Annotated in this window: 8 protein-coding genes; 4 read left to right on the top strand and 4 right to left on the bottom strand. The window is 37.5% G+C overall.

Annotated elements, in window-relative coordinates; all coding sequences use genetic code 11:
• Positions 1-315 precede the first annotated feature (315 nt).
• Both H6G75_RS19655 and H6G75_RS19650 read left to right on the top strand, forming a co-directional pair.
• On the top strand, positions 316-8,070 hold the full coding sequence (locus tag H6G75_RS19655) for a hypothetical protein (protein ID WP_190981684.1): 7,755 nt from the start codon (positions 316-318) through the stop codon (positions 8,068-8,070).
• 7 nt (positions 8,071-8,077) lie between these two features.
• The gene (locus tag H6G75_RS19650) at positions 8,078-8,848 is read left to right on the top strand and encodes a hypothetical protein (RefSeq protein WP_190981683.1); all 771 of its coding nucleotides are present in this window, start codon (positions 8,078-8,080) and stop codon (positions 8,846-8,848) included.
• Here H6G75_RS19650 and H6G75_RS19645 read toward each other — a convergent pair whose 3' ends face one another.
• The gene (locus H6G75_RS19645; RefSeq protein ID WP_102147408.1) at positions 8,849-9,094 is read right to left on the bottom strand and encodes a hypothetical protein; all 246 of its coding nucleotides are present in this window, start codon (positions 9,092-9,094) and stop codon (positions 8,849-8,851) included. It abuts the gene before it with no gap.
• A gap of 256 nt (positions 9,095-9,350) precedes the next feature.
• Between H6G75_RS19645 and H6G75_RS19640 the strand changes: the two genes are divergently transcribed.
• On the top strand, positions 9,351-10,139 hold the full coding sequence (locus tag H6G75_RS19640; RefSeq protein WP_190981682.1) for a response regulator transcription factor: 789 nt from the start codon (positions 9,351-9,353) through the stop codon (positions 10,137-10,139).
• Positions 10,140-10,143: 4 nt separating this feature from the next.
• Here the strand turns inward: H6G75_RS19640 and H6G75_RS19635 are convergent, their stop codons facing one another.
• The 3 genes from H6G75_RS19635 to H6G75_RS19625 are packed head-to-tail and all read right to left on the bottom strand — an operon-like array spanning position 10,144 to position 12,558.
• Positions 10,144-10,764, bottom strand: a complete 621-nt coding sequence (locus H6G75_RS19635; RefSeq protein WP_190981681.1) for a DUF6753 family protein — start codon at positions 10,762-10,764, stop codon at positions 10,144-10,146.
• A gap of 55 nt (positions 10,765-10,819) precedes the next feature.
• Positions 10,820-11,626: a hypothetical protein gene (locus tag H6G75_RS19630; RefSeq protein WP_190981680.1), complete on the bottom strand. Its 807-nt coding sequence runs from the start codon at positions 11,624-11,626 to the stop codon at positions 10,820-10,822.
• Positions 11,627-11,649: 23 nt separating this feature from the next.
• Positions 11,650-12,558, bottom strand: a complete 909-nt coding sequence (locus H6G75_RS19625) for a chromosome partitioning protein ParA (RefSeq protein WP_190981679.1) — start codon at positions 12,556-12,558, stop codon at positions 11,650-11,652.
• 305 nt (positions 12,559-12,863) lie between these two features.
• Here H6G75_RS19625 and H6G75_RS19620 point away from each other — a divergent pair, with 305 nt between their 5' ends.
• Positions 12,864-13,814, top strand: coding sequence for an Rpn family recombination-promoting nuclease/putative transposase (locus H6G75_RS19620; protein WP_190981678.1), 951 nt, complete (start codon positions 12,864-12,866; stop codon positions 13,812-13,814).
• The last annotated feature ends 178 nt before the right edge of the window (positions 13,815-13,992 follow it).

Below are 13,992 nucleotides of genomic sequence, written 5' to 3'. Positions count from 1 at the left end.
AGATGCTGAAAATATCCTTTCGTAAACATAACAAAAGTTACTACTGATTTATCACTAAGCAGCCAACCATCAAATGCTTTGTATATTTTTTATCATACTTAAGCTCGAACATCACACTGAATCAGTCTTGAGCAAGAAAAAGCTCAGTAAACCTTTGACAATCCAGTATTTTTAATTACCTATAAATTGCCAACAGAAATTAGAAATATGTTGAATAAATTACTGATCAAAAGAAAGTAAAATTAAACTCTACGGGTATTTTAGTGCCAAAAAGTGAAAATTTATCTTTAATTTTATAAGTTTAATTGTTCATATATGACAATTCAAGCTAAACATTTTGACACTAGATTAAATCAATGGATTCATACGGATGGTAATACAAATAATCCAGATTCCCTGTTAAAGGAAGAACTTAATAATACCCTATTAGAATATTTCTTTCCTGGGGTAAACTTTTCGTTCGGGCATATGGACGAAAAGTCTACTGTGGAACAATTAATTAATCATCCTGAAGGTCATAAATTATTATTATCGTCAAAAACTCGGTTGTTATATGGCCCCGAAGAATGTCTAGATACAATTAGACAATTATGCCCTGATAACAAAGATAGAGGTGCTTACGGGTCTATCTTTCTTGGTTCATGTAGAAATGCTGTCAATAAAGAGTTAAACATCCTAATAGTTGATGATAATAATGGTGAAAATGGTGGCATTATCAGTAATGACCAAGCATATCGGCTAACAGGAGACTGTTACGGACAAATATCAAAAGACCTGTATCACGAATTAACCCAGCATCAAAAAGGTGATAAATATCGAGTAATTCAACACCGCTTCGGTTGGACTGATCGAGACGGAGATGATCAGAAATACCGCTTTGGTAAAGGTACACTACGCCCTGCTAACCTTGAGCAAATCCTCAATTATCAAAACTCGAATAACTCAACTAAAATTGACCTAATTCTTCCCTTATCTGCGTTCAAAGGAACTGATAAAGATAATCCTAACGGCCCGACTAAGCCTCAAATTCAACCTGGATTATACCGACAAAGTATCTGGCTAGGTGAAAAATCACAATCTGAACTCGGCAAGACAGCTATATCGCAGTTACTCGCTTCATTCCCTAACGGACTGAAAGACTTTACAGAACAGCTAGAACTTGAAGCCAAAAAGCTTAAAGAAGCACAGGATGATCCTCGGCAGCTTGCACAACTTTACTGCGAAAAGTACGAGAAACGGAAAGCTTTTTTAGAAGAACAAGCAACCACACTAGAAGAACAAGCAACAGAAGATCCAACCGTAGCAGAAGAATTAGAAACTTTGCGCTCGCGCATTGCTACTGACTCGTTTATTTACAAACTCATCAAAGCTGACCTGCAAGGAGAGGGGCAACTTCTCGAAACTGAGAAAGTACAGCGCGAACTCGCCCGGTTCGTCCAAAACGAGTGGAAAGAAATCGCCATCGGCAAGACGTTAACATTTGAGCGAGCAATGGTCATTCCCTCCAAAGACCTGCAAAATGGGGAAATTTCCATACCGCATTATCAAGACGGTGAAGAAGTTCTCAACTTCCGCTCCCCTTTCCTCAACTCAAATGGTCTGTGCGTCTCAACTAACAAAATTGTAGAAGATATCCTTGGGCCTGATGGTCAACCTCTCGCTGGTGCGATCGCTGTCTCGGACGAAACAAGCGATCGCATTTACAACCGCCTCAATGAGCAAATTAAATCTATCCTGCCAGAAGCTCAAGGAAAAAATATCCAGTTAGAAGGTATTGAAAATTACTTAGACCAAAGTATCAGTAAGCTCGAAACTAAAGATAAAGTCGAGTTTACTAACGAATTTAATCAGTATATTTTAGAACTAAAATCAGCTGGTTATGAATTAGAAATTCTTCCTCAAGAGTCTGAACAAGAGCGTCAAGCACGCGATTACGATGGTGATTGTATCGGCTTCGAGCGGGCAAGCAAGTATACCAACCTCACCGCCGAGGCAAAGGAGCGTAACCTTCCTGAAAACGCGTACGCTCCAACTGTCAAACTTAAAAAACAATCTTTTTACCAAGAAGATGGTAGTCAGCAAGAATTTGAGGAAATCGCCATCCACATGAGCGATGGCATTAGTGTGGGTGTTATCAACAATCACCTTACCGCAATTGAGGCGTTAGAGTCAGAAATTACGATTCTGAAAAACTTTGGTAGCGAAAAAGACCAAATTGAGTACGTACAGCAGGTAGCCAAACACTACGAAGATTTATTCAAAACAGAAGCCTGGGCAAAATCCAAGGGTATTGAAGGGAAGGAGATTCCAAGCAAGTATCGCAGTTACATGGAAGAGTTCATCAAAACTGTTCGACAAGAACCCTTAAACCAGGCTAATGCAGTAGTGGCTATGAACATTAATACCCAAATGTACCGTGAAATGATTGCTGAGGCAGCATTTCAAAATCAAATTGCAGTTGACCTTTTTAAGAGTGCCAAAAAACCTGAAATTGAAATTATTCGCAACAACAGTCGGATTCTTCACCGTGAAGTCAACTATATTAAGGATAAGAAAAAAGATGTCTATATTGACAATATAATTCAACCGACGGGATATTCACCTGTTGAGTTACTAATTGCTCAAACCAATCAGTATTTTGAAAAAGCTCGCCTAGAATCGCGTGAAATTGTGCAATTTCACGCTTTATTTAAAGGGGTTGAATTTTCTCATGAACAGCGATTAAGAGCTACCATCATCAAAAAAGAATTCGACAAATCATTCAACCGAGCGAGTGAGCTATCTAAACAAAAAGAAACTGAAAAAGGGCCATCTGCAAATATTACCCTTGCTAATGGTAATCAAGTAAGTATAACTAATCTTCTACAGTATGATAATGAATTTATCTGGAAAGCTAACACAATTACAATAAAAGTATCAGAAATCTCCGAAGATAAACGCAACAATAACCGTCTGCATAAATATTTAGTTTATGCTCAAATTAACGATGAAACTGAGAATGGTAAACCCAAGTTTAGAAAATTAGGAACACTAGCGAGGGAGCAAGAAAATAAACTCGAAGAAATAGGAATTACACTTGGACAAGAAGTAAAATCTAACAAAATATCATTCCAACCTGAACTAAGCGAAGGTCAAATTAAACTTCTTTACCAAAAAGCTTACCAGATAGCAGAGGAATTTTATAATTCGATTCCAGAAGACCAAAAGCTAGCAATGGCATCTGCCACCTGGGCAGTATCAACTACTCGTGAGACTGGTAATGATAAAAGTAGCGATCGCCAAAATAAAGTTTCTAATTTCCCCTTTGCTGCCTTTCCTCAAGAGATTATCAGTCAGTTAGATACACTCAAGTTTACCCAGTTTAGTATCACTGGGTTTGACCGGAATAGTGAGTTTTTTAATGAAAATCAACCTCAGAGTATTCGATTTAATCTAGCTGAAGATGGAAAAAGTGTAATTGAAATCCAGAATCAAGAGGGTAATTACGAATCATTCGGAAATATTGAACAAAGTAACGCTCGGCTACCAATTGGTACTATTGCTATTGGCAGTGTTGAAAAAGGTGAAGTATACACCACCTCTGTTACAACCAAAGTACCCGGATTACCAGAACTCACTTTCAAGGTAGGCGAAGTTAATAAGTTTGGAAATTCCCAAAGGTTTAATAATGAACCTGTAATGTTAACAATCGAAAAGGTTGACCTGATTCGGGAAGACTATACTATTTATCTTCAAAATGGTAATAAACCTGAAAAACTAGGCAATCTTGATAAAGAATCAATCAAAGAAGGTATTGCTCAAGGCTGGCTAGCAGAAAAGCCTGGCAATGGGCAAAAGTTACATCTTAAAATTCAAACCATTATCACTGGACAAAATGCCTATGCTATAGCAGAAACATCTCAGAAAAATCTGTTACGAATTAATATTACGAATCCAATATACAAGAAACAGGAGATTAATAACCAAGCATTTCAAGAAACTTTAGTTAGGGCATTTGATAAAAAGCACGTTTATATTGCTAAAATTGGTGACCAATCACTCGGTATTATTGGTCAGCATAATGAACGTCTCGAAGCTGATTTAAATAAAGGAAATATACAAAAACAGTGGCGAAGGAAAGAAAGTAGCACTGTACAAAAATTAATTGATACGGGTATTATTCGCCCAAACCAACAACGAACCACTATCCCTGTACAGATTACCAGTAATGAAAGTACCTGTAAAATAATTATTAATCCAGAAACAGTACAATATCCCGACAAATGGGTTAAACGCAGTCAGCTTATAAGTAATGAAAAGCCTGTCAAAGACGAGCAGCAGGAAAAACGCAACCAAATACTCGGTAAAATTAACGAACGCCCTACAATCATGTTCCAAGATAAAGAGCAAAAATTAGTAGGGCTTTTAGGATTAGCAGTTGATAAAAATATAGCCGAAAAAACCAAAAAGTATCTCGAAAAAGTAGGAGTATCATACGAACAGCTTCCTATATCACAAGCTCGATTAGAAGCCAAAAAAGGAATGACTGTATTCGTACTTGATGAAACTACTATCAGCAACGAATTAAGACAAACCTTTATTAACCGTGCTGGTGGTCATATCAAAAGTGCAGATACACCGTCACAACCCACTCCAATCATTCCCCAACAAACTGTATATTTTTATAATCCAAATCAACAATATACTTCCCCCGATGGATCGCTCTTAGAAACTAAAGAAGCTTTGGGATTAGTAGTTCCCGCACAAGACGCGATCGCTGTAGCCACTTGGTTAGAATCAAAGTCTACTGAAAACGATTATTTTATTGAGAGTAACACTGCTACATTTATTTTTAATAAAAATGAGATTAGTGAGGAAATAAAGAAAGAATTTAATAGTTTACTTGGAGAAGCTATTAATATTGGTGAAGTTGATGGTTTTGACCGCTACGAACAGCTTAGTGCAGAGTTAAATCAAAAAGTTGCAACTGAAGGTAGCGGTTTACAATTAAACCAAATTCCAGAAACTAGTGAGTACCAAAAAGCTTTACAAGCACTTACTAACCGTCCAAAAGAACTCAATCAAGAAGATTCTCCAGTACCAATTGTTCCTGCTAAAGCTTTATCAGAAAAGAATACAACTAATATTCAATTGAATACTAACGCCACAGTTGCAGGAATTTCACAAGTCTATCAAAACACGGTTGAGATACAACTAGTAAAAAATACACAATCAGGAGCTAAGAATCAACCAATATTACTACCCAACTCGCGTCAAGCCGATCCAACTAAAGCTATCGAAATATTGGGTAAGGTAAGCGAGGAAAAAGTAGAACAGCTGCGATCGCATCTTGAAACCCACCTCAAACCTATACTGGAAAATGACAAATCCAACTATGCACCACTGAGACAAGTTGCCTGGGTCGGTGCAAAATGGGATTTGAAGGATAAAGACTTCAAGCCAGGGATACAGGACGACTCTTTGATGAAACTTGTCAAACAAGTATATCCTGACGCTGATATTGTGCTGGTAACTTATTCCGAGAACCCCGGCGCTGGCATCAACTACCACTGCGATGACTCCTACGCCGCGACGGAAGCCCGCAGCATTAATATCGGAAATTCTGACTGGGGCTATCGTGCTGCTAAGGAACGAATGGCATGGACTAGGGAGGAGAATCAGGACGCACCATACCAAGAGTTTAAACTTGAGTCAGGTACAGTAACTCGCTTTAACTGCAAGAACGAACACGCTGCACTGAATACTGAGGCTGGCAGATGGTCTATCAACATCTGGTCAATTAAAAATGACCTGGGCAGAGAAAACAGCGTTCGCCAAAAATTTGAGAACTTCCTCGCTTCAAACCAACCTCCTCGTGCAGTAGTCCAAAGCAACAACGACCTCACCATTAAAGCTAACGAGTGGACACCAGGGGGAGAAATTAAAGTAGAGCGCAGTTATACCAGCCTCAGAGAAGTCGCCCAAAACATACCCTCACACCCTTCAAACCAACCAACTGTCGAAGAAATTATCGCCATCGGCAATTCCACTGCGGCACGCGCTGCTAATCCTCAGATTCCAGACAACGCGACTATATCTGGAAAACCAGTTCCAATGGTTTATTCGCTGCATCTGCACGGCAAAGCTGCCACAGTACCAGTTAACACAACCATCGATGCTATGCGCGGACACGGTAGGATACACACTACCAGAGGTGTAGACTACCAAAAAACTTATGGTATCAATGAGGGAGATATTGCGATCGCCCAAGGTAAAAACGGCGAGCAAGTTGCTTTTCGGGTAGGTAAGCAGTACAAAATTACCACCCAAATGATTCAAGACCCAAGTTACCAGCAAGCCTGGGCGAGATGGGAGAAGCATTCACCAAAAGAACTTACCCAAACTCAAGCGAGTAAGAGTCAGGTATATGGCTTATTCATGGAGCCACTAGGAGATTATGTCAATGGCAAAATTGTTCCGTTCCCAACCATCCAAAAACAACCTGCAACACCAGTAAATATCAGCCCAGACTCTAAAGATGGGCTGGGAGTAGCACTCAGCCTTGCCACTGCACTCGCCAGAGAACAAGGCAAGCTGCAAAACGATTACCAAGTTTCAGTCAAAAATAATCCAGAAGCCCCCGCCGGGCAGTATGGAGTAGAAACCCATGTCCAAAAACCTCAAGGGGTAGCATACGCATCCGCCGAACACGCATTTAATCACCAAAAGCAGTTGCATCCATCAGTTGATGAATACCAGCTAATGGTAGAAGTGCTTCAGGCTAAACTCGAACAACACCCCCGGCTGACTGAGGCGATCGCCAAACGCGGGGGAGCCGATTGGTTAGAGAACTGTACAAGCATTACTAATGCTCAGGATAAACAGTGGCAGGGTAAGGGTAAAGAATCTGCATTTATTCAAGCCCTTAGCGAAGCGTACATATATGTAGTTGCAAAAACACAACAAACTACAGTACAAACCCAGCACGACAAGTCCCAACAGACTGCTCTGCGGCCCACAAATCCACTCTCCCAACTCGAACCTATAAACGCCGCCGTCGCTGAACACATGAAAAAAGACATTGCGATGGCCCAATTAGCTACCCAGTTTATTGGTAAATCAGCTGCACCCCCCGGTACACCTTCAAGCACACGAAATTACGAGCAAGCATGGGAAGAACGCGCCAACACAGGAAATTACTCAAAAGAAGACACCATAATGGTGTCCGGATCTGGCCCGTGGCGCGGAGTAACAAGCGAGCAAATTGCCCAAACATTTGAAAATCACTATAAACCCTTACTTGATAAGGCAATAGCAGTGAAAAGCTCTTTTCTAGTCGGAAATGCACAAGGAACTGACCAATTAGTTCAAAATTATCTTCAAGAAAAAGGGTACAAAGTAGAACAAACTTCCCAAGGATACGCAGTATTTAATCCTGTAGAAAACACCAAAGTTAGTAGCGATATTATTTCTACCAATACACAAGTATCACATAATTCGTTGATTGCTAAAGACAAGAGCATTTTTTCATCACAACAAAGCCAACAACCAAATATTGACCAAGCACTCGCATCACCTACTCAACCCAAAATGCAGCAGGTTGGAGCGATGGATAGTATTATCGAGCGGATGAAAGCTAATACAGTGCAAAATCTCCAAGACTGGTATATAGCAGCTGAAAAACTCGGTAAATCAGATACATATCTCAATAGAATTCAGGAGGTAACTAATTTATACATTCAAGAAAATATTAGTCTTGAGAATGCTTTTAAGGCAATGGAACAAGACATTAAAGAATTAGAAAAAGTTAATGAGATGACCAGTCTTGCTCAACGTGTAGTTAAGACAATTGGGCAAGAAGATATTAATGGCATTATGACAGTTCAAACAGAAAAATATCAGATTGCTACTCAAACTCAAAACCAAACTTATCTAGTTAAAGATAAAAAGGATAATATCTTGTTATATGTCAAACAAGGAAAAACTCAAGTCAGTAACATTAGTGATGAAACATTACAAGATTTTCAAGTTATGAGCGATCGTATCAATAATGCACTCAAAGATATCAAAAAAGATTTAGTAGAAAGGTAATCTTACTATGAAAGAACTAATCGAGTTTCCAGTAGAAGCTTTAACTCCAGCAATGCAAGCTTGTCTCCTCAGAGAATTAATCGCACAGCTTAATATACCTGATGAGAAATTTGAAGAATATGCAAAAAATCCTCCAACTGCTGAGGAACGACAAGAGGCTGTGTTAAAGTTAAATTCAGAAATGAATAGAATCAGTGAAATAGCACAAGAGGAAGTAAAGTTAAGCTCCACAGAAATTGAACCTATCAATTTTGTTAATCCAGTTAGTCCAGAGTCATCTTTACAACCCGAAGTAAGCCAGTCTAAAGACAATACAATTGAACCAGACGTTCTAAAAAACTTTACAAATAAAAATGACGACAATAATGACAATCTAATAGAAGATGGTCAACACGATAAAGTACAATCTATTATCGCTAATTTACAAATTCAACAATTTGTTATTCCTGTAATTCTAGACCGCTTAAATATATTTGGAAAACCAGACAAAGAGACAGAAAGTATCATTTATAAAAGTGAGGCATATACTGCAAGTCTAAAATCAGAAGAAGATTCACAAATTCTTAGCCTTGATAGAAATTCGCCTGATTCAGAAGCAAGTCAAGAAGCACTTCTAGCATCTCGTAATAATAGCTCAGAGAATTACTCTATCATCATCAATAACCTTACCCATAATGAATTTGAACGTTTTAAGGCTCTGTTCGATGAGCAACAAGCACGCTGCGAACAGAACCAACAAGAATTCAAAAGCCAGGATGCTGTTAAAGAGATAGATTAATTAAATTAACCCAAAGCACACACCATACGAAAAAGCTATAAACCCCAAAATTAGCTTGTTATTAAAGCTCAAGGGAGTTTTGGGGCAAATAACAACCGCAACAGAAAAATAGTAAAAAGACGCAGTAAAGTCAAACAAACTTGTCGGGTTAACAGGTAATCTACCTAACCCGACCAAACATAGCATTCCTATTAAAGACCAAACAACAATATTTTCTATCCATCCTAAAAGTTGATTTAAATTCATAAAAACTCGTTTATTACTCCCTAAACTTGATAAATACTATTAAAACTAAAACCGATCAATAAAATTGCCTAGTAAATAGATTGCTTAATGAAAACTACACAAACCATCCAATCACTTTGTAAATTTTTTAAAATTAAAAATAAAGTTTTTAAATAAGCTGATTAATTTATAGTAACTGTAAAGATTAAGAAACAGTAAAAAGTAAGTGCTATAAGTATTATTATCAGGGACAATACTAAACCAAACAGTATGTAATATGAAACCTATTAATGTTGTCATCATTGAAAATGAGAACATCTCTAGGGTTGGCGCGGCGGCGATATTATCTGAAACTGGTAAAATCCAGGTATGTGGCCTTGCAAAATCCGGAAAAGAAGGAATAGAAATTGTTGACCAACAAAAGCCAGATATCGTAGTTATAAATATTGATTTACCTGATATTAATGGCACTGATGTCATAAGTTTGATTAAATGCAAACACACGTCAATTAAAATAGTGGTTATGACTGCAAATAGCAGTCGAGATACCATTAACGCAGCAATTAGTAATGGCGCAGACTGCTACTACTGTAAAAATAACGCCAGAGAAGAAGTAGGAGAAAGATTCATTGAAGCAGTAATGGCTGCATACAATAACGAATCATGGATTGATCCAACTATTAATCGCATTCTGATTGATAATCTTAGGTCAAATGACACAGCCAAGAGAAATGCAATAGACTTTTTAAGCGATTTCTCTAATAAAGAAATTACAGTTCTCAAATTAGCGGCTGGAGGCATGAAAAATAATGAAATTGCTAATGTCATGTATGTTTCCGAAGGTACAGTCAGGTCATATTTACATAATTCATTTATCAAGCTAGGAGTCAAAGATAGATTAAACGCTATCCGCGAAGCTATCCGCCTGGGAATCCTCAGCTTTGCAGACATGAAAATCGAAGAAGAAGTTACTCAAGAAACCCACACAAGAGTCAAAACCAACCAAAATAGTCAAAAGGATACAGCTAAAACGAGTAATAAGGGATACAAAGGCTGGGTTGCCTAGAAAATTAATCAACTGCAATTATGCAGCCACCTGAATACTTCTTCTGCTGACGGCAAGTTTTAATGATGGCAGCGTTTCTAACATAAATACTACGTGCTACCTTACCTTCATTAGATTTTGCCCAATCCAGAAGCTTTTTATCTTCGGGTTGTAAAATAGCAGTTCCAGAAACCGCCTGCTGAAAAGTTACACTTTCAGCAATAGTTTTGTATGTAAAAACACCAATTGTAGCTCCCAAAGCCAGTACAAAACCCAACACTCCCGCTACTTGTGCCAATCGCCAATTACTTACACCCAACAGAGGCAATGCCCCACCAGCTTGCTTAGTCATCTTAATTAAATCATTAGCGGCTTGGGCGATCGCACTTTTTTGTTGCTGTATTGCCACCTTAGAAGCACTATTTAACTTATCGTCCACCATGTCAGTCCAACCCACCACAAGCGAGTCAAGCCTACCAGGTAGCTGCTGCAACGCAAATTGGGTTGTACCTAGTTCCGCATATAGATTAAACAAGGGGTCATCAGGTCGAACACCCAATTTAAGTATCCAATCAGTGACCTCTGCTTTCTTTTCTTCAGAATATTCTGCAATTACTTTTTCAACAACTTTTGCAATATTGGTCATAGGTTGTTTAAACAGTTAATTTAAAACCTCACTGTCAATTTGGTAAAGCTCATACTTACCATTCTTCAGATTCAATATCTTCATTTACCTCAAAATTGGAAGGATGTTGTTGATTTGTACCTACAGAAGCTAGCTCTGTACAGTTCTTACTTAGCCCTAAATAATTAGAAGTAATCTCACTAGAAACAATAGAATTCTTGAAATTCTCCATCCAGTTGAATACTATCGAACGCTGAATAGTATTAAGAGGGGAGTCAGTTTCAATAAGTTGAGCATAAGCTAAACCAGTATCCTCAAGCAACTGGTAAAAGTCGTTATGCAACCCGCCCAAAACTAGCTCCAAGCCATTTAATTTTTTAATATCAGCTTGGAATCTACTACCTTCATAGTATCGAAATTGCTTGCCAAAGTAATAATTTTTGATAACAACATAGTCAACTTGACTACCAAAATGGTTGTATAAATCCTGAAGATAATCTTCAACACAGTCTTTACGATGTGATATCGGGTGCAAGAAAGTAACACGATATCCGAGATGGTTAAGATTTCCTATCAGTGAAACATCTTTATCAAAAAACTTGAACTCCTGATGGTTTTGACCTGGCATATCTGTCAAAACTACATCAATATTTGGAAACATTTCTAAGTCCAGTAATAATCTATCCGAATCACCCCTAGACAATCCCAAATGGTTTATTTCAAAACCTTTTGTTTTATACATCGATAGCTTGTTACGATAACCGTGGTAGAAAACACGCGCATTGCATTTACTTTTAAAGTACAATTCCAGCAAGAGCCTAGAAACTGTGGACTTACCCACACGAGCATCACCCGATGTAATTACAAAACGCTTTTTAAACATAATCAACCAAGCAAACTATTCAATTAAGCAGCTATATCTTGAGATGGTAAATTTGCATCTTGGTTTTTAGCTTTTTCTTTTTCTTCGTTTTCTCTAATCTCTTTAGACTTTTCTACAACTGCTGGGTAGTAACAGTCATCTGGTTGTATATCAAAACCCAATAAATTAAATGCTGGCTTAATTTGCGCTTCAAACTCAGCAAGCCAAGATTTAATTCTTGACTTAATTACAATATTTGTTTCTTTATGAGTCTGACCTTCATTAAAGGTTAAAGCATGACGGTCAAGAAAGTCATAAGATTTGTAGAATAAATCTGGCATTACAAGTTCTATTAGACCTTTCGCAAGCATATTCTGACGTAGGGAAGAGTCATTATATCGCTCAAACTTTTCTTCTTCACCATGAAATAGATTTTTGACTACAATATAATCTACTTGGTCTTTACAAAGTTCACGAAGTTTTTCTAAAACATTTATAGAGTCAAGAACTCTACTAATGACTGAAACCATTGTCACTCGACAATTAATTTCAGTTTTCAGAACTTCAAAAAATGCAAGCTCTTTGACATAACTTTCAAAGAAACCTCCAGATTGTGCAGGTAAGTCTAATAATGTAATAGGACAATCGCTCTCATCTAAATTAATTAATAAATCGTCAGCACCACCTCTATGAAAAATATCAATATAACGTATTATAGGGCGGTAATCTTTTTGAAAATATCTTTCTATCTGAGGATTCCTTAAGTCAGCTTCATAAGCAACACAGGGTAAATGTTTATTAATATAAAGTTGAAATATTGCTCGTGCAAAGGTACTTTTACCCACGCCACCTTTATCACCTGTTATAATTATCAGTCGCTTTTGAGGCTTACCATTAGTATTGGAGGAAGTATTGTTTGACATGGCTGGTTGTTCTTTATTCTTTCTGGTCATAATATTATTTACAAAGTCACTAAACTTTGTCGTATTAGATTAATGTAAATTTTTAATTTCATAAATAAAAAAAGAAATTAAATTAATGAAATAAAAAATTATCAAATATATGACTCAATAAAATTTTCCTAATTTATTTTGAATAAACTACTTTGAGTATGCAACCTCTAGCTCAAAAAGCCAAGCAACAAAACTCCACATTAAACCAACATTTGTTGTTATGTAAATTAGTCATAAATTTTATGTCGTTTAAAGTTACTTGACTTTCAAAAAGGGGATCATAATATTTTGATTGGAAATAATCTATGAGTGAAGTACGAGCTGATTATGATGGTGCTTGGAAAGAAGGTGTAGAAAAATATTTTGAAGCGTTTCTTGCATTTTTCTTTCCAGAGATTCAAGCGGAAATTGATTGGGAACGAGGCTATGATTTTCTCGATCAAGAATTGCAACAATTGATAAAAGAATCTGAAATTGGTAAACAATTCGTCGATAAGCTAATCAAAGTTTGGCTAAAAGATGGAAAGGAAACTTGGTTGCTTATTCACCTGGAAATCCAAAGTCAAGTAGATACAAACTTTCCTAAAAGGATGTTTTCGTATCACTACAGAATCTTTGACCGTTATAACCAAGAAGTGGTTAGCTTGGCAATTCTGGGGGATAATCAAGCCAACTGGCGACCACAAGAATATAGTTATGGTCGTTGGGGATGTCGTTTAAGTCTTCAGTTTCCCATTGTCAAGCTACTGGACTATGAATCTCGTTGGTCAGAATTAGAACAAAGTGATAGTCCTTTTGCTGTACTGGTGATGGCGCACCTGCGGACACAAGCCACAACTCAAGATTTAGCAGGCCGATTGCAATGGAAGTTGAGCTTAATTAAACGAATGTATGAGTTAGGCTATAGTAGAGATAAAATCCAGCAAATCTTCCGGTTGCTAGATAGATTAATGACTCTACCACCGGAGTTAGACTTAAATTTTCAAGCCGAATTAGAGCGTTTTGAGGCTGAACAGCAAATGACATACATGACAAGCATAGAACGCATAGGTATAGCAAAAGCTACCCAGAAATATATTGCTCAAATCCTAACAATTCGATTTAAAGATGTTCCTACTGAATTAGTAGAAAAACTAAATGAATTATATGACATTGAGTTATTGAATCAATTGTTAGAAAAAGCCGTAACTACAGGTTCAATATCTGAGTTTGGGCAACAATTAAGTCAAGTAAGTCAAGAAAATACAAATACATAGTTTTAAAGTCACACGGAACGCTGTCCGTATAGTCATAAATTTTAACTACCAGGCGTAGATATAGCGAAGCTGTCACTAGGGGCAAGATAGGCTGAAAGTATTGTGGAATCTGGGTTTGAGAAAAAAAAGTTCATGATTGGGTTTTAGCAGTTTTGACGGGCGTTTTATAAGCACAGCC

It is taken from the genome of Nostoc sp. FACHB-280 (assembly GCF_014697615.1).
Classification (GTDB): Bacteria; Cyanobacteriota; Cyanobacteriia; order Cyanobacteriales; family Nostocaceae; genus Nostoc_B.
This window is presented reverse-complemented; position numbering and strand designations above follow the sequence as displayed.